The sequence below is a fragment of the Pseudomonas sp. BF-B-26 genome (assembly GCF_019956495.1).
Taxonomy (GTDB): Bacteria; Pseudomonadota; Gammaproteobacteria; order Pseudomonadales; family Pseudomonadaceae; genus Aquipseudomonas.
On sequence record NZ_JAHBDP010000073.1, the window covers coordinates 19,192 to 36,111 of the forward strand.

Consider the following 16,920-nt stretch of genomic DNA (forward strand, 5'->3'; position numbering starts at 1 on the left):
GGTGCGGTTATCGAGAAAGGAAGTCGGGACGTAGAACATGACAAATACCCTCTATTGTTTTACTTGGCAGGGTTAAGGGTCAGTAGATGCTGCGCGTTCTTGACGAGCATGCGTTGTTTTTTTCAGGTTTATCTCAGCCGCCGGGAAGATTTTTGCCACTCACCGAAGTAAAACGCCGCACAGGTTCACTGTGCGGCGCAAGGTCTTACTTTTGGATGATGTTGTGTTCCGGGCCATACGGGAATTTGGTGATGTTTTCCCCGCCTTGTTCGTTGACGATCAGGATGTCGTGTTCACGATAACCGCCAGCACCCGGAAGGCCCTCGGGCAGCATGATCATCGGCTCAATGGAAACCACCATGCCCGGCTCCAATACGGTGTCGATGTCTTCGCGCAGTTCCAGCCCCGCTTCGCGGCCGTAGTAATGGCTCAGCGTACCGAAGGAGTGGCCGTAGCCGAAGGTGCGGTATTGCAGCAGATCGTGTTCCAGGAAGATCTCGTTCAATTGCAGGGCGATATCGCAGCAGCGCATGCCCGGCTTGATCAGTTTCAGACCGGCCTCATGCACTTTGACGTTCACTTCCCACAAGCGCAGATGCTCGTCGGAACAGTGATCCAGGAACAAGGTACGTTCCAGTGCGGTGTAGTAACCGGCGATCATCGGGAAGCAATTGAGGCTGAGGATGTCGCCCTTGTTGACCTTGCGCGACGTCACCGGGTTATGGGCGCCGTCGGTGTTGATGCCGGACTGGAACCAGGTCCAGGTGTCCATCAGTTCTGAGTCAGGGAACGTGCGGGCAATCTCGCGCACCATGGCCTGGGTGGCGTGCAGAGCCACTTCGTATTCTGGAACCTGATCGCGCAAGGCTTCGACGATCGCGGCACCGCCAATGTCCGCGACGCGGGCACCATGACGGATGATCGCGTGTTCTTCGGCGGACTTGATCATGCGCATACGCATGCAGGGCGCGCCGATATCCACCAGTTCGGCCTGCGGATAACGACTGGCAAGCTTGTCGCGGTTGAGCAAATTCAGATGGTCGAACTCAATGCCGATACGCCCGGCCTTGGGTAATGCTTGCTGGATCGCGACGAAATAGTTATCACGCTGCCAGTCGGTGTAGACGATGTTTTCAGTGCCCATGGTGCGGCGCCAAGGTTGACCGCCATCGATGTTGGCGCTGATGGTCACGGCACTGTCCTGAGTCACGACCAATGCGTACTGACGACCGAACGAGCAATAGAGGAAATCGCTGTAGTAGTTGATGTTGTGATAGGACGTGAAGACTGCCGCGTCGATATCGTTCTGCGCCAGGTACGCCCGTAATTTGGACTGGCGATTGGCATATTCCTGAGCCGAGAACGTCGGAGTCACTTTTTCGCCGTTCTTGATCTGAATGGTTTTCGGCATTTGCATGTCATTTATCCTTGTCAGTGATTGAGCGACGGAGGCGCCACTCTGGCGGGCCGCTGAAGATCATTCGAACAGATGCAAGGTGAGGTTTTTTGCGCGAATCCGACCTGTAGTTGATCAGATCCGCTCTTTGCGAAGGTGGCCCAGAGGGTCATTCGACAGAAACGACAATGCCCCCGGCAAGCGCAATGAAAGCCGCTTGGAGGGGGCATTGGCAGTGTAGGAGCGAGCTTGCTCACGATAGCGGTGACAGCCAACATCGGTGTCGACTTTCAGGGCCTCATCGCGAGCAAGTCCGCTTCCGCATGTTCGCGCGCGTGCGCACCAAAGTATTGACGGTAGCAACGGAAAAAGTGCTGCAGCGAAACAAATCCGCACTGTTGAGCGATATCCGTCATCGGCCGTTCACCAGCCTGCAATAACCGACGTGCCTGTTGCAGGCGCAAGTCCAGATAGTGCCGTGATGGCGAACACCCCAGATTGCGTTTGAACAGCCGCTCCAGATGCCGGCGGGAAATGCCCATGGCCTCAGCCAGTTCGTCGATACCCAATGTGCGGGTCAGGTGACCATTCATCAACGCCAGTGTCGCCTGAAGTTTTGCCGGGGCGTTGTGCATCGGTTGCAGAGGCCTGGCCTGACGGGCTGCGTGTTTTTCCATACGCAGCACCAGGCCGCGACCATGGGTCCGGGCCAGCAGTTCGTGCATCAGCCCTTGAACGGCCTGCGGGCCGACGCACGTCAGACGCTGGCGGTCGACACAGAAGGGTGCGGCCACCGGGCTCAAATCGCGCAAAGCGGCAAACGACAGCGATGGATCGGGCTCCGGCAGGCTGCAGCGGAAACCGTCCAGCGCGCCAATCTGCGCCAGCAGCCAACCGGCCTTGCCCAATGCGCCCAGGCCCACCGGCTGCGCGGCCCAGTGGGACAACTGCTGGTGCAGGACTGGATGCTCCGTTCGAGTGTGCAGGTTGTCGCCGCCACAGAGGATCAACACATCCAGGGGTTGTGTCTGATCCAGTCGCGTGGTCGTGGTGGCAATGCCGTTGCTGGCGTTCAGATCCCGGCCTTCCAGGCTGAGAATCTGCCACTGGCAGACGCTGCGTCCGGCCACCTGGTTGGCCAAGCGCAAAGGTTCCAGCGCATTGGCCAGCGCATACAAGTCAAAGGCTTCCAGCAACCAGAAGCCGATGCGCAGTGCCGGCGGTTGTTGCTGGCACGATTTAGTCAGTTTCAGCATGTACCGCTCTCCTGTTGCTCAAGGTGGCTCAGCACTCAATGGAGCTGACGGCCAGCCCGCCACGGGAGGTCTCTTTGTATTTGTCATGCATGTCGGCACCGGTATCGCGCATGGTGCGGATGACCCGGTCAAGAGAGATGAAATGGGTGCCGTCGCCGCGCAAGGCCATTTGTGCAGCATTGATCGCTTTCACCGCTGCGATGGCGTTGCGCTCGATGCACGGCACTTGCACCAATCCACCGACAGGGTCGCAGGTCAATCCGAGGTTGTGTTCCAGGCCGATTTCCGCCGCGTTTTCCACTTGTTCGGGACTGGCTCCCAGGATTTCCGAAAGGCCGGCAGCAGCCATCGCGCAGGCTGAACCAACCTCGCCCTGACAACCGACCTCGGCCCCAGAGATCGACGCATTGCGTTTGCACAGAATGCCGACAGCCGCCGCAGCGAGAAAATAGTCCACCACGTCGCTGTCCTTGGCCTCCGGGCAGAACTTCATGTAGTACTGCAACACCGCCGGAATAATCCCCGCAGCTCCGTTCGTGGGTGCGGTGACCATGCGCCCGCCCGCGGCATTTTCTTCGTTGACCGCCAAGGCGAACAGGTTTACCCACTCCATGGCGCTCAAGGTCGAACCGATGACATTCGGTTTGCCGATTTCCAGCAGGCTGCGGTGCAGGCGCGCCGCACGGCGCTGCACATTCAATCCGCCAGGTAATACGCCTTGGTGCTTGAGCCCGGCGTCCATGCAAGTACGCATCGCCTGCCAGATCTGCGCCAACCCCTGGCGGATCTCGTCTTCACTGCGCCATGCCCTCTCGTTCGCCAGCATCAGCTGGGAAATGCGCAGCCCATGGGCGTTGCACTGGCTCAACAACTGTGCCGCTGTACTGAAGTCATAGGGCAGTTCGGTCAGATCTTGATCGAGTTGGCCACTCGCCGCCTGTTGCTGATCGATGACAAAGCCACCGCCAATGGAATAGTAGGTTTCGCACAGTAGTAAACGATCAGCGGCAAACGCGCTCAAGGTCATGGCGTTCGGATGGTAAGGCAGGTTCTCATCCAGTAGGCGCATGTCCCGCTGCCAGACAAAAGGCACAGGGTATTGACCGGCCAGCGGCAGGCATTGTGTCTTACGCAGATCCCTCAGCCGTGGCTCGATCTGTAACGGGTCGATCTTGTCTGGCCACTCCCCCATCAACCCCATGATTACCGCTTTATCGGTGCCGTGGCCAATACCCGTGGCCGACAGCGAACCATACAAACGCACCTCGACGCGCTGCACCTGCGCCAGCATTTCCCGTTCGCGCAAGACCTCGACAAACAAAGCTCCGGCACGCATCGGGCCGACGGTGTGGGAACTGGAGGGGCCGACTCCAATCTTGAACAAGTCAAAAACACTGATAGCCATCGTTGATCTCCGCGCGCCGCTTTCAAGGTTGTTAGGAACCAACCGAATTGTCGGCGTCAGGGATCATCCAGACGTGTCAGAAATCGACTCCAAAGTGTTCGTCACTACCAATTGCGGGTTGAAGGTCAATAAGTGGCCACAGGTCTCAGGGAGATCACGCCAATGGTCCAAATCGTTCCCCGTTCCCCGTTCCCATTGAAAATCTAGCAGAAGCTTATGGCGATCCGATTTAGAAACCCAAAACCACTCAGCTTTCGTGGACTGAGTGGTCTTGGGGCTGTCTTGCGACAACTCGTTCAGGGCTGCGCTTCTAACTCACGAGCACACCCCTTGTGCAATTCGGCCGCGAGCTTCTCCTCGTCCAGTGCCCCTTCCCACTTGGCAATGAACAGCGTGGCCACACCGTTGCCGATGACATTGATCAACGCCCCGCCCTCGGAAATAAACCGGTAGACCCCAAGTACCAACACCAGCCCCGCCGCCGGAATCACATCCAGGCTGCCGAGAGTGGCCGCGAGGGTAATGAATGCACCGCCGGTGACACTGGCCGCGCCTTTGGAGGTCAGCAGCAGAATCAACAACAAGGTGACCTGGTGCCACAGGTCAAGCGGGATATCCAGCGCCTGGGCGATGAAAATCGCCAGTACCGTCATGTTGATGCAGCTGCCATCGAGGTTGAAGCAGTAACCCGAAGGCACCACCAACCCCACCACCGATTTTTCGCACCCCAGGCGCTCAAGCTTGCCCATCAACCGAGGCAATGCCGACTCCGAAGATGAGGTACCCAGCACCAGAAACAGTTCATCGCGGATGTACTTGAGAAACTGCCACAGGCTGAAACCGGCCAGACGCGCGACCAGGTTGAGAATCACGAACACAAAAAACAGCGCCGTCACGTAGTAGCAGATCAGCAAGTTGCCATACGCCCCCAGGGAACCGACGCCGTACTTGCCGATGGTAAAGGCCATGCCGCCGAAGGCCCCGAGCGGTGAGACATACATCACGATCTTGACCATGCGGAAGAACGCCTGGGCCACCAGGTCGATCAGGTTCAACAGCGGCTTACCGGCGGCACCGAGCATCTGCAAGGCGAAGGCAAACAGGATGGAGATGAACAGCACCTGGAGAATATCGCCTTCGGCAAACGCGCCAAACACGGTACTGGGCACGATATGGGTGAGGAAACCCACCACACTCTGTTCATGGGCCAGCTTGCTGTAACTGTCGATGGCATGGCCGTCGAGGGTCGCCGGGTTGATGTGCATCCCCGTTCCCGGTTGCATCAGGTTGACCCCGACCAGCCCGATCACCAGCGCCAGGGTGGTCAGCACTTCGAAGTACAGCAGCGACTTGAAGCCGACCCGGCCGATGCGTTTGAGGCTCTGCATACTGGCAATGCCACTGACCACGGTGCAGAAGATGATCGGGGCAATCAGCATCTTGATCAGCTTGATGAACGTGTCGCCCAGCGGCTTCATTTCTTCGCCGAGGCTGGGGTAGAAATGACCGAAGATGATGCCCAGCACAATCGCCAGCAGCACCTGCACATACAGGTGGCGGAACACGCGGCGCAGTCGTGAATGGCTCGGCGGTTTTTCGGCAATCGAGGGTGTAATTGTTGTTGTCATGATGGCGTCCTCGCAGGCGTGATGCATTTCCCCGGGCAGCTGACGGTGCACGACCGATCGCCTGGGAAAGAGTGTTTCGGGGGGGATGGTTACTTCTGGACGTACTCGGAAATCTCGATCAGGTTGAGATCGGGATCACGCAGGTACACCGAGCGAATCGATCCCCTGGCCCCGGTCCGAGCTACCGGGCCGTCGACCAGAGGCCAGTTCACCGCTTTGAGGTGGGCGATGACCTGATCCAGTGGCACGCTGGCGATAACGCACAGGTCCAGGGAACCCGGCACCGGCAGGTGGGCCTTGGGTTCGATTTCATGACCGCGCACATGCATGTTGATTTTCTGGTTGCCGAAGGTGAAGGCCACCCGGCCTTCGCCGAATTTTTCCAGGTGCATGCCCATCACTTCGGTGTAGAAATGAATGGTCGCTTGCGGGTCAGAAGCGGTCACGACAATGTGGTCGACGTGATCAATCATCCCCGCCACCGGGGCGCCTGGCGGTGCGATGGCCGCGGCCACGGCAGGCGTTACCTGCAACAATGCGCCCAGGGACAGTGCGGCAATGAACAACGAGACAAGCTGACGGACCGGTGTGATTGTTATTGTTTTCATAAGTGGACCTTCTTGTTAGGTGGTGAAGCATTTACGACACGAGGTTGATCAGGTTCCCCGAGTGGTAGCCCTGCAGGTTTCCAAGGATGCCGTCGGCCAGCCGTTGCAGGCTGCTCTGGCTGGCCCAGGCCACATGGGGAGTGACGATCAGGTTGGTGTGATGGCTGTTGAGCAAGGGGTGGTCGGCCGGAGGTGGTTCCTGGCACAGCACATCGAGGGCCGCGCCACCGAGGCGGCCGCTGTCCAGTGCATCGAGCACTGCGGCCTCATCTACCAACGGTCCGCGAGCCGTATTGATCAGCAAGGTGCCGGGTTTCATCTGTGCCAGTTCCGGCGCTCCGATCAGGTGTCGGGTGTGCTCGGTCAGCGGACAGTGCAGAGAAATCACATCGCTTTGCGCCAGCACCGTTTCAAAAGACTGGTAACCCTTTCGCACCGGCACCACGCCACGGTGTTCGGCAAACAGCAATTGCATGCCCAGGGCGCTCGCCAGACGCGCAGTGGCCAGGCCGATGCCGCCCCGGCCGATGATGCCCAGCACGCTGCCTTGAACATCCTGAATCGGCGCGCGATGCACGCAAAAATGTCGCGAACCCGGCCAGTCCCGCAGCGCGGCAGCCTGATAGACGAACAACTGTCGACGCAGGGCGAAGATCGACGCGATCACCGACTCGGCGACGCTTTGCGCCGAGTACGCCGGGACGTTACACACCGTCACGGCAAAATCGCGGCAGGCCGCCAGGTCAATGCAGTCATAACCGGTGGCCGCGACGCAGATGAATCGCAGGTTCGGCAATTGCTCAAGTTCAGCCCGGCCGATGCGCACCTTGTTGGTGATCACGGCATCGGCATCCCGGGCGGCGTCCACCACCTGGTCCGGCGTTGTGTCGGGGCGGTCCTGCCAGGACGTAACCCAGGCCGGGCGAGCAATGCTCACGGGCAGGCTGTCGCTGTCGAGAAACACTACTTTCATGCTGCACGCTCCGGCTGGACGGGTTCGGAAATCTCGATCAGGTTCAGGTCCGGATCACGCACATACACCGAACGGATCGGCCCGGTGGCACCGGTGCGCAACACCGGGCCTTCGATGATTGGCCAGTCGACATGGGCCAGGTGCGCAATCACTTGATCCAGAGGGATCGAGGCGATAAAGCACAGGTCCAGCGCTCCCGGCACCGGCAGGTGCGCCTTGGGCTCGAACTCGTGGCCACGCTCGTGCAAGTTGATTTTCTGCTGACCGAAAGCGAATGCCTTGCGCCCACCGGCGAAGGTTTGTACCTGCATGCCCATGACCCGCACGTAAAAATCCTCGGCAGCCACAGGGTCTATGGTGGTCAGCACCAGGTGGTCGAGATGATCGATCATGGGTGCAGCTCCGGGGTGCGGGCCGACGGCACCTGTTTTTCCAGGCTGGCGACATGGGCGGGTATCGGGTGCAGGTCCAGGCGTTTACCAGCCTTGAGGATCTGGCTGGGAATCTCGTGGCCGACCAAACCCGGCAACTGCGCGGCGACTGCCAGCACTCGATCCAGATCAACCCCGGTGTTGAAACCCATCAGCTGCAGCATGTGCAACAGGTCTTCGGTGCACACATTGCCGCTGGCCCCCGGCGCATAAGGGCAACCGCCCAGGCCGCCGAGGGACGAATCGAAACGATCGACCCCGGCCTCGATGGCCGCCAGCGCATTGGCCAGGGCCATGCCGCGGGTATTGTGGAAATGCAGGGTCAGTTGCAGCGCCGGAAAACGCTCACGGACGGCCCGGGACAGCGCCTCGACCTGACTCGGGTACGCCATGCCCGTGGTGTCGCACAAGGTCACGCCGCGAGCACCCAGGTCGGCGAAGCGCTCTACCCAGTGCAACACCTCCCCCACCGGCACATCGCCCTGCATCGGGCAGCCGAACACTGTCGACAACGACACATTGATCGCCACCGGGCCCTGACCGATGACACTGACCACTTCGCCGAGCTGGGCAAACGACTGCTCGCGGCTCATGCGCAGATTGGAGCGGTTATGCGGTTCGCTGACCGACATCACCAGGTTGGCTTCGTCGATGTTGCACGCCAGCGCCCGTTCGGCGCCGCGCACATTGGGCACCAGCACGGTGTATTCCACCGCCGGGTTGCGGCGGATGCCTTGCATCACCGCTTCAGCGTCGCGCAGCGCGGTAATGGCTTTGGGCGAGGTGAACGAGGTGACCTCGATCTTGGCGAAACCACACTGACTGAGGGCGTCAATCATGGCGATCTTGTCGACGGTTTCGATAAACCGCGCTTCATTCTGGAAGCCGTCACGGGTCGCGACTTCCTGCAAGAAAAGACGTTGCATATTCATTCTCCGGTTCAAATGATGCCGCGTTGGCGCCAGTCGGCTTGCTGTGCAGCGTCGATGCCGAGCTCGCCAAGAATCTCGGCGGTGTGCTGGCCCAGAGACGGCGCCGAGCGCATCACGCTGCCAGGCGTGGTGCCGAGCTTGGGAACGATGCCGGGCAAGGTCACCGGTGTGCCGTCATCCAGCTGACTGTCGAGCAACATGTCGCGCGCCCGGTAATGCGGGTCCTGGGCAATGTCGGCGGCGTTGTAAATCCGGCCGGCCGGAATGCGCGCCTCGGTCAGGATCGACAAGACTTCATCGAGGCTCAGTTGTGCGGTCCATTCGGAGATCGCGGCATCGATTCGCTCGACCTGCAGCACTCGGCCGTGGTTCTGCGCAAGATCGGGATCGGCCCCCAGATCACGGCGACCAATCACTTCCATCAGGCGCTGATAGATGCTGTCGCCATTGCCGGCAATCAAGGCAAAACCACCGTCACGGCAGCGATAGGCATTGGTCGGGGCGATACCCGGCAAACTGCTGCCGGCGGGCTCACGAACGGCGTTGAACACCGAGTATTCGGGCAACAGGCTTTCCATCATGTTGAACACCGACTCGTACAGCGCCACGTCGATCTGCTGGCCGTCACCGCCGTTTTGCTCGCGATGACGCAGGGCAAGCAAAATGCCGATCACCCCGTGCAAGGCCGACAACGAGTCGCCAATGGAAACGCCAACCCTGACTGGCGTGCGCCCGGGCTCGCCGGAAAGATGCCGCAGCCCGCCCATTGCTTCACCGATCACGCCAAAGCCGGGACGGTCACGGTAAGGCCCGGTCTGGCCGTAGCCGGAGACCCGGAGCATGATGAGTTTTGGATTCAGTGCGTGTAGCGTGTCCCAGCCCAGCCCCCAGCTTTCCAGGGTGCCTGGGCGAAAGTTCTCTATCAGCACATCCGCATCGGCCAGCAACTGGCGCACAACCTGTTGGGCTTCACTCTGGCGCAGATCGAGGGTCAGCGAGCGTTTGTTGCGAGATTGCGCAGCCCACCAGACGGAAGTACCGTCGTGCAGCAGGCGCCATTTGCGCAATGGGTCACCGGTGACCGGAGGCTCGATCTTGATCACGTCGGCGCCAAACTCACCGAGCATTTTCGCCGCAAATGGCCCGGCAATCAGTTGACCGAGCTCCACGACCTTGACACCTTGCAGAGGTAACCTCATGACGTTTCCCGTTCTTGTTGAGTACTTGTGGCATGGATAATCGACACAAACCGGGCAGATGAAAATTTCATATTTCGCCACTACTCTTTCCAGAATGGAAAACCTTGGATCCCTTTGATGATTAACCCCCTGCATTTCGATCTGCTGTCATTGCGCTTGCTGATCTTCGCTGCCGAATCCGGCAACCTGACCCGTGCCGCGGAAAAGGCCAACATGACGGTCTCGGCGGCCAGCAAACGTCTGGCCGAGCTGGAACGAACCACCCAGTGCCCACTGTTCGTGCGCCTGCCGAGGGGGCTCGAACTGACAGCAGCGGGACAAGGCATCGTTGAACATGCCAGATCGATTCTCGAAGGTGTGAACCGGATGGCGTGCGACGCCAGTGATTACGCGGTCGGTGTGCGCGGGCATGTGCGGTTGTTCGCCAACACGTCCGCCGTCGTCCAGTTCCTGCCGGATGACCTGGCGTCGTTCCTGCGGGCAAACCCGAATGTGCGTATCGGACTGGAAGAAGCGCTCAGCGAACCGATTATTCAAGCCGTGGAAAACGGGCGTGCCGACATCGGCATTTTTGCCGATAACGTACCGGCCGAGGGTCTGTACAAACTGCCCTACCGTGATGACCGACTCGTGCTACTTGTGCCGGTCGGCCATGAACTGGCCAATGAGCGCAGCGTGTCCTTCACGGATACGCTTGGCTTCGATTATGTGGGGCTCAACCAAGGCAGCTCATTGCTGCGCAGAATCAGCGATGCAGCCGTGAGTGCGGGCAAGATCCTCAAGGTGCGGATTCAGGTCAGCAGCTTCGACGGCATCTGTCGCATGATCGAAGCAGGCTTGGGTATCGGGATTTTGCCGTTGTCATCAGTACGTGCCGAACTGCTCGGTACCCGCCTGATGGCGGTCGACTTGAGCAATGACTGGGCTCATCGCACCTTGTTCGTGGGGGTCAGCAGCCAGACGCAACTGGCGCCGGAAGCGGTCAAGTTGTTTGATTATCTGAGCAGCGTGCATGGCTGACCCTGTCGCTGGTTCAGCGCTGTTCTTTTCACACCAGCCGAATGAGCAAAAACACCAACAATACATTCAATACGGCCAGCGACGTCAGGCCCGCCAGCACACCGCCAGCGCCCCAGGTCTGCAACAGGTAACCACCTGCGAGGGGGGTCAAGGCCTGGCCAATGAGCGAAGGCCGAGCCATGCGCCCCATCAGCAAAACATAATGGGAGGGCGACATCAGGGCCAGTGGCAGCAGACCTCGAACAATCGCTCGTAAACCATTACCCGCGCCGTAGATCACCAGACCCAGCGCAGTCATTGCCGGCGCGATGGTCACCAGCAACAGACCGATAGCCACAAATACCACGGAGATCAACGTCGTCCAGATCGGATGTCGCTTTCGCGAAAACACTTGCAGAACGCGCGAACCTACCTGGCTCGGCCCCAGCAAGGCGCTCAGTCCGATGGCGGCTGCAAGCGAGTAGCCCTGCCCCTGCAGCAATGAAATCAGCTGGACCGACATCGCCGTCATGATCACTGCACCTAATGCAAAAATCAGCGTGAGCAACAGGTAGATCCGCCGGTCGATCGAGAGGTTTTCATCACCCATGGCATGGCTTGTTGCGAGTGGCACCGCGCCCCGCGCCAGCACCCAGAGATAAAGCGGGGCCACGGCAATGACCAATAACACCCCATAAGCCACGCACGTCGTGCGCCAGCCAATGTGTTCGATGACCAGCGCAACCGCAGGCCATGACAGCGTTGTCGCAAACCCTGAAATAAGCGTGATCCCGGTAATCGCACTGCCCGCCCGCTCCCCGTACAGAGAACCTAAAGCGGCAAATAGTGCTTCATACAGCCCCAGCGCCATACCGACGCCAATCACTGTCCAAGACAAAAGAAACATCGGCAACGAGGTCGAACTCGCCATCAGAAACAACCCGATGGCGACGCCCAGGCCGCTACTGGCCAGGATGGGGCGGCCGCCGTAGTGGGCGATAAGCCGGCTGATCAATGGCGCCAGCATCGCGGAAACCAGAATGCTCAGCGACAGCGCACCATACACCCATTGGCTGGCCCAACCGGTCTCTCTCATGATCGGATCGGCCATGACGGCAATCAGGAAGAACGAACCTCCCCAGACCAGAACTTGCAGCATCCCCAATATAAAAATGCCGAATACGCCAGGCAGTCGCGTTTGTTGGTTCAAGGCAGTGCCATCAGTGGTGAGAAACTATTACACGGTGGGGCTAACAGATTGGCCGAGAATTCAAAGCATGTGTCCGGCCCAAATCTTGCGGCTGACCAGATCGGCAGCAATCTCGATGAAGGCATCCCCGACAAATTTGGCAGCCGGACTGACACGTCTGTCGGCAGGAAAAACCTGAACCAGTTTGCGCATGGGAATGGGGTCGACCAAGGGGGCAGCACTGAGCACACCCGCTTCGATTTGCGTGTAAATCGATGCCAAAGGCAAAGCGGTCAAGCCGAACCCATTGCAGACCAAGGCGATCATCGCGCCAAAGGAATCCGCTTCGACACTGGTCTTGAGCTTGATCCCGACTTCACGCGCACAATCATCCAGAATCACGCGAAGGCTATGTCGAGCGCTCGGCAACACCAATGGCTGCTCAGCCAAAGACTCGAACGACACCGGCGTATCAAGACGCAGGTTGGCACTGGCAGGACCGACCAGCAGCAGGTTTTCCATCATCACCGGTACGATACGCAGCGTATGCAGGGGTTGCGGATCGTAAGAAATCGCCAGTTCCAATTCGCCACGCTGGACCCAATCCAACAGATAGCCGCTGAAGGCCGAGGAAAACCTAACGGCGAGATTCGGATGCGCTTCTTTGATCTTGCGTACCAACGGAACGGTGACAATTTCCGCTACCGTCGGCGTCGTACCGATGACGACCGTTCCCCGAAAAGAGGTCTTTCCGCCCACCACAGAACTTCGAATGGACTCCATTTCTTCCATGATGCGGGTGGCATGCGCCAGCACTTCGCGACCGGCATCGGTAATCTCCATGCCTCGTCCATGTCGATCAAACAGGTAGGTGCCGAGCTCTTTTTCCAACAATCGAATTTGCCGGCTAAGTGCCGGTTGTGCGATGTGCAGCCGGTCGGAGGCCTTGCTGAGACTGCCGAGTTCGGCCACATGAATCAGGGTTTTGAGTTGAACGACATCCATTACCAGGCCAGTCAGCATCGGGCTCGGCGCGATATGCGTCGAAAGTGCTGTGAGTGTAATCGCATTTTCGAACCCTGGAGTGCCCCGCAAACCGTGTGTCGTGAGGTCTCAAGGCTTTCGAGCCGGCTGTATCCCCCGGCCCGTCGGGGCTGCATGCCAAGCTATAGAATTTAGGTATATCAGTTAGGCCTGCCTGACGGCTTATTACCCACCTGACTCTGCGGTAGCGTGCAATCAACGTCGGCGCCAAAGAGCGTTCGACTCACTACAAGAATAAGATTCGAGGGCTTGCGCCATGAGTTACTACCTATCTCGCTACCTGACCGACCCGTCTTACACAGCCAGCGAACAGCTGACCTCTCGTATACATCCCCCCTCTTCATGTGCCTTGGTCGTCAAAGGCTCACCACAACTGCGTTAAGCACATCAACCCATCGAGCTAGCAACGTCGGACACGCCTCAGTGTGCTCCTCGTATCGTCTCGCCTTGAAGAAAGGGTGAACATCATGTCCGCATCAACCACAGACTCAACCAGCCACGCTGCCAAGACCGATCCGGTGAAAAGTCCGAATCGAGTCAGAGCCATCATGGGGGCCTGCTCGGGCAATCTGGTGGAGTGGTACGACTTTTTCATTTACGCCTATACCGCCATCTACTTCGCAGCTTCGTTTTTCCCCAAAGGCGACACCACCAGTCAGCTGCTCGCAACCGCCGGTGTCTTCGCCGTCGGCTTTTTCATGCGTCCGCTCGGTGGCTGGATTTTCGGCTGGATCGCTGACACTCGCGGCCGCAAGGTTTCTATGATCATCTCGGTGTTCATGATGTGCGCCGGCTCGCTGCTGATCGCCGTCATGCCGACCTACGCGACGATAGGGGTCGCGGCGCCGATTCTGCTCGTGGTCGCCAGACTGATCCAGGGCCTGTCCGTCGGTGCAGAGTACGGCACCGGCGCCACCTACATCAGCGAAATTGCGACCCCCGGACGTCGCTGTTTCTATGGATCGTTTCAGTACTTCACCATCATTGCCGGTCAGCTCATGGCGTTGATGACCGTGGTCATTCTCCAGCAAACCCTGACCGGCGAAGAATTGCGCGAATGGGGCTGGAGAATCCCGTTCTTCATCGGCGCACTGAGCTCGATCGTGGTGGTGTATCTGCGCCGCGCCATGCATGAAACCGCCACCAAGAAAGACATGAACCGCAAAGACGCCGGCTCTCTGCGTGGCATGTTCAAGCACAAACGGGCGGTCGCGCTGGTGGTGGCGTTCACCATCGGTGGTTCTTTGTACTTCTACACCTTCACCACCTATATGCAGAAGTTCCTGGTGATCTCCGCAGGCTTCAGTCCCGAAACGGTCAGCTTCATCATGACGGCAGCCCTGGTCGGCTTCATGTTCTGCCAGCCGCTCTTTGGTTTGCTCGCCGACCGTATCGGGATCAAGGCGCACATGCTGATGTTTTCCGGGTTGGCCATGCTGCTGGTGATCCCCCTGCTCTATTCGCTGCAGTCGGTCAGCAATCCGTTTACGGCGTTCCTGCTGGTGTTTGGCGGACTGGTCATTGCGTCGCTCTACACCCCGGTTGCCGGGATCGTCAAAGCCGAACTGTTCCCGCCTGCGGTGCGTGCTCTGGGCGTGGGCTTTCCGTACGCCGTCGGCAATGCGGCATTCGGCGGCACCGCTGAGTACGTGGCCTTGTCACTCCGGTCCCAAGGCATTGAGGAGTATTTCTTCTTCTATGTCGCAGCCGTAGTGACGATCACTTTCATCGCCGCGATGCTGATGCCGAACCTGTCGCGCTACGGGTACATCAGCGGTTCCGGCGAGATCGAAGAACGCACCGGTTTGAAGGGTTGCGTAAAGTCGAATGCGGCGAGCGTTTGAAACACTGACGATTACAGCAAGTGATGGAAAAGGGCCCATGAGATTCATGGGCCCTTTTTTGCAAGCGCAGGAAGCCCTCAGGACGACCAGACTCACCCGGTAAGGCTGCTCGCCTGAAAATCGGCGATCTGTTGCCACATCGCGATGGGGTTGGAATACATCGGGAAATGCCCGCAATCTGGAATGGGGGCCAGCTGGACGCCTTCGGCCTGGATATGCGGCAGATAGGACAGTGACGCGTTCTGCTCGCCGTACATGAACATTCGTGGGCACTTCAACCCGAGGAATTTGCCCATCAGATCGGCATTATCGGAAAGGTCGACCATCGACTGGAAAATCCCCCGCACCGCACCGGCACGCACCTTGTGCCGCAAGCTCGCGGAATAAAGCGCACTGGCAAAGGCCGGAGCGTGCCGGGTACGTTCAATGAAGGCCGCGAAAAACGCCTCGGGATCGTTGCTCGGATAGTCAACGATCTGCCGACTCAGAAAGCAGTCTTCCGGGGCGACATTGCCCTCGATATCAACGAAGCTGAGCACCCGGTCCGGGAACTGATGGGCCAGTATCAGCGCGGTCAGCCCCCCCATGGAGTGACCGACCAGATGGAAGCGTTCGATGCCGAAATGCGCCAGCACCTGCAGTGCCGTCTGCAGCAGAAAGGGAATCGATAGCCTGGACAGATCACTGCACTGGCTTTCGCCGCAACCCGGTGCGTCGTAAGCCACGAAAGGGTGACCGGCGAATGCCGGCTGCTGCACGATGTCGGCATAGTCTTCTTTGGTAGAACCAAAACCATGCAGGAACACAATCGGTGCCAGGACGCCGTCGCGATGGAGGCCGGCCACGTTCAGTTGGACCCCCTCCACCGTCAGGGGGAGTTGCACGTGAGTGAACGTTTCTGGTGAAGGCACGTAGTTGACTCCTTGAGCGAAAGGATGGGCCGAGCCTGGGTTGCCGGCAGCCAGGCTCGCAATTTCAAGGGAATCGGGCCTTCTGTAAATTCCTGATTCGGTAAGGCTTACATACGCCAAACCTATCACTCGTATTCACGCAAGGGCCTTGGTCGACTCACGCCCGGGATTGGAGCCGAGTGACCAGCTCCTCCACCAGCGGGTTGGGCCGATCTGCATTCCAGGCCACCGCCGTGGTCACGACATTGAGCTTCTGGCTCAGCGCTCGAAACACCACATTGTCCGGCGCCAGTTTTTTCAGCGCCGCCGGTACCAGTGCGATGCCCTGGCCGCAGCTGACAAAGGCAATTTGCGAGGCGACCGAGCGCACTTCATGCAGCACGCGCGGGGAAAAACCGCTAGCGCGGCAGGTCGCGATCAGATTGTCAAAGTAGACCGGGCTGACCTTTCGGGAAAACATCACTAAGGGTTCAGTGGCCAGGCTGGACAGGCTGATTCGCGTGCGCGCAGCCAAGGGGTGATCGCTGGGCAGGGCCACAACCAGGCGGTCCTGAGTCAGCGGCAATGATTTGATCGAGGCCCCCAGATCACCGTCCAGCCGGGCGAAGGCCAGGTCGATGTCACCGGCCTCCAGCGCCGGGACGGCTTCGACGCTGTCAATCTCCCGTACAGACACGGTGAGGTGCGGGTAATCGCTCTTCAATTGCTCGATCAGCCCCGGCAAGACATCGAACATGGCCGTGGAAATCGCGCCAATGGTCAACATCCCCGACTGCCCCGCCACCGCCTCCTCCACGGCGAGTTCCAGACGTTCCAGTTGGTCGGCGAACTTGCGCACCGCCGGCAGAATCGCCGCCCCCACCGGAGTCAGCTTCGCACCGCGTCGCGAACGGTCGAACAGCTTGACCTTGAGCGCCTGCTCCAGCACCTGGATCTGCTCGCTCAGCGGTGGCTGGGACATGCCCAAACGCTTGGCCGCGCGGCCGAAGTTCTGTTCTTCGGCAACGGCCAGGAACAACCAGAGATGACGAATCAGGCGAAAATTGATCATGATTAATCCATAGGTTTAACGTATCTAACGTATCTGTGATTCGTAATATACCTA

15 protein-coding genes are annotated in these 16,920 nt (G+C 59.1%); 2 read left to right on the forward strand and 13 right to left on the reverse strand.

The window, feature by feature from the left end; genetic code table 11:
* Positions 1–205: 205 nt before the first annotated feature.
* From KGB03_RS14790 to KGB03_RS14830, 9 genes are all read right to left on the reverse strand, one after another.
* Positions 206–1,417 (reverse strand): M24 family metallopeptidase, encoded by a 1,212-nt coding sequence (locus tag KGB03_RS14790; protein ID WP_223527377.1) that lies wholly within the window; start codon positions 1,415–1,417, stop codon positions 206–208.
* 269 nt (positions 1,418–1,686) lie between these two features.
* Complete coding sequence (locus KGB03_RS14795) at positions 1,687–2,652, reverse strand: GlxA family transcriptional regulator (protein ID WP_223527378.1); 966 nt, start codon at positions 2,650–2,652, stop codon at positions 1,687–1,689.
* A 28-nt stretch (positions 2,653–2,680) separates the two neighbouring features.
* Positions 2,681–4,057: an L-serine ammonia-lyase gene (locus tag KGB03_RS14800; protein ID WP_223527379.1), complete on the reverse strand. Its 1,377-nt coding sequence runs from the start codon at positions 4,055–4,057 to the stop codon at positions 2,681–2,683.
* A gap of 296 nt (positions 4,058–4,353) precedes the next feature.
* Complete coding sequence (locus KGB03_RS14805) at positions 4,354–5,685, reverse strand: dicarboxylate/amino acid:cation symporter (protein ID WP_123365976.1); 1,332 nt, start codon at positions 5,683–5,685, stop codon at positions 4,354–4,356.
* A gap of 89 nt (positions 5,686–5,774) precedes the next feature.
* Positions 5,775–6,158, reverse strand: a complete 384-nt coding sequence (locus KGB03_RS14810; RefSeq protein ID WP_223527419.1) for a VOC family protein — start codon at positions 6,156–6,158, stop codon at positions 5,775–5,777.
* Positions 6,159–6,324: 166 nt separating this feature from the next.
* Positions 6,325–7,266 carry a D-2-hydroxyacid dehydrogenase gene (locus KGB03_RS14815; protein ID WP_223527380.1) on the reverse strand — a complete coding sequence of 314 codons (942 nt, stop codon included), beginning with the start codon at positions 7,264–7,266 and terminating at the stop codon, positions 6,325–6,327.
* A complete protein-coding gene (locus KGB03_RS14820) occupies positions 7,263–7,658 on the reverse strand; it encodes a VOC family protein (RefSeq protein WP_223527381.1) in 396 nt (131 codons plus the stop codon). The genes KGB03_RS14815 and KGB03_RS14820 overlap by 4 nt, the downstream gene beginning before the upstream one ends.
* Complete coding sequence (locus tag KGB03_RS14825; RefSeq protein WP_223527382.1) at positions 7,655–8,623, reverse strand: hydroxymethylglutaryl-CoA lyase; 969 nt, start codon at positions 8,621–8,623, stop codon at positions 7,655–7,657. The genes KGB03_RS14820 and KGB03_RS14825 overlap by 4 nt, the downstream gene beginning before the upstream one ends.
* Positions 8,624–8,637: 14 nt before the next feature.
* Positions 8,638–9,828, reverse strand: a complete 1,191-nt coding sequence (locus tag KGB03_RS14830) for a CaiB/BaiF CoA transferase family protein (RefSeq protein ID WP_223527383.1) — start codon at positions 9,826–9,828, stop codon at positions 8,638–8,640.
* A 117-nt stretch (positions 9,829–9,945) separates the two neighbouring features.
* Here KGB03_RS14830 and KGB03_RS14835 point away from each other — a divergent pair, with 117 nt between their 5' ends.
* Positions 9,946–10,848: a LysR family transcriptional regulator gene (locus tag KGB03_RS14835; protein ID WP_223527384.1), complete on the forward strand. Its 903-nt coding sequence runs from the start codon at positions 9,946–9,948 to the stop codon at positions 10,846–10,848.
* A 28-nt stretch (positions 10,849–10,876) separates the two neighbouring features.
* Here KGB03_RS14835 and KGB03_RS14840 read toward each other — a convergent pair whose 3' ends face one another.
* Complete coding sequence (locus tag KGB03_RS14840; RefSeq protein WP_223527420.1) at positions 10,877–11,986, reverse strand: MFS transporter; 1,110 nt, start codon at positions 11,984–11,986, stop codon at positions 10,877–10,879.
* Positions 11,987–12,097: 111 nt separating this feature from the next.
* The gene (locus KGB03_RS14845) at positions 12,098–13,039 is read right to left on the reverse strand and encodes a LysR substrate-binding domain-containing protein (protein ID WP_008146607.1); all 942 of its coding nucleotides are present in this window, start codon (positions 13,037–13,039) and stop codon (positions 12,098–12,100) included.
* A 488-nt stretch (positions 13,040–13,527) separates the two neighbouring features.
* On the opposite strand from KGB03_RS14845, the gene KGB03_RS14850 reads away from it, so the two are divergent.
* On the forward strand, positions 13,528–14,904 hold the full coding sequence (locus tag KGB03_RS14850; protein WP_223527385.1) for an MFS family transporter: 1,377 nt from the start codon (positions 13,528–13,530) through the stop codon (positions 14,902–14,904).
* Positions 14,905–14,996: 92 nt separating this feature from the next.
* On the opposite strand, the gene KGB03_RS14855 is transcribed toward KGB03_RS14850, so the two are convergent.
* Both KGB03_RS14855 and KGB03_RS14860 read right to left on the reverse strand, forming a co-directional pair.
* A complete protein-coding gene (locus KGB03_RS14855) occupies positions 14,997–15,815 on the reverse strand; it encodes an alpha/beta fold hydrolase (protein WP_223527386.1) in 819 nt (272 codons plus the stop codon).
* 157 nt (positions 15,816–15,972) lie between these two features.
* Complete coding sequence (locus KGB03_RS14860) at positions 15,973–16,866, reverse strand: LysR family transcriptional regulator (RefSeq protein ID WP_223527387.1); 894 nt, start codon at positions 16,864–16,866, stop codon at positions 15,973–15,975.
* Positions 16,867–16,920 lie beyond the last annotated feature (54 nt).

Coding starts and splice junctions, on each gene's coding strand:
- KGB03_RS14790 (WP_223527377.1), bottom strand. CDS start 1,417: ATGCAAATGCCGAAAACCATTCAGATCAAGAACGGCGAAAAAGTGACT.
- KGB03_RS14795 (WP_223527378.1), bottom strand. CDS start 2,652: ATGCTGAAACTGACTAAATCGTGCCAGCAACAACCGCCGGCACTGCGC.
- KGB03_RS14800 (WP_223527379.1), bottom strand. CDS start 4,057: ATGGCTATCAGTGTTTTTGACTTGTTCAAGATTGGAGTCGGCCCCTCC.
- KGB03_RS14805 (WP_123365976.1), bottom strand. CDS start 5,685: ATGACAACAACAATTACACCCTCGATTGCCGAAAAACCGCCGAGCCAT.
- KGB03_RS14810 (WP_223527419.1), bottom strand. CDS start 6,158: ATGATTGATCACGTCGACCACATTGTCGTGACCGCTTCTGACCCGCAA.
- KGB03_RS14815 (WP_223527380.1), bottom strand. CDS start 7,266: ATGAAAGTAGTGTTTCTCGACAGCGACAGCCTGCCCGTGAGCATTGCT.
- KGB03_RS14820 (WP_223527381.1), bottom strand. CDS start 7,658: ATGATCGATCATCTCGACCACCTGGTGCTGACCACCATAGACCCTGTG.
- KGB03_RS14825 (WP_223527382.1), bottom strand. CDS start 8,623: ATGCAACGTCTTTTCTTGCAGGAAGTCGCGACCCGTGACGGCTTCCAG.
- KGB03_RS14830 (WP_223527383.1), bottom strand. CDS start 9,828: ATGAGGTTACCTCTGCAAGGTGTCAAGGTCGTGGAGCTCGGTCAACTG.
- KGB03_RS14835 (WP_223527384.1), top strand. CDS start 9,946: ATGATTAACCCCCTGCATTTCGATCTGCTGTCATTGCGCTTGCTGATC.
- KGB03_RS14840 (WP_223527420.1), bottom strand. CDS start 11,986: ATGCTGCAAGTTCTGGTCTGGGGAGGTTCGTTCTTCCTGATTGCCGTC.
- KGB03_RS14845 (WP_008146607.1), bottom strand. CDS start 13,039: ATGCTGACTGGCCTGGTAATGGATGTCGTTCAACTCAAAACCCTGATT.
- KGB03_RS14850 (WP_223527385.1), top strand. CDS start 13,528: ATGTCCGCATCAACCACAGACTCAACCAGCCACGCTGCCAAGACCGAT.
- KGB03_RS14860 (WP_223527387.1), bottom strand. CDS start 16,866: ATGATCAATTTTCGCCTGATTCGTCATCTCTGGTTGTTCCTGGCCGTT.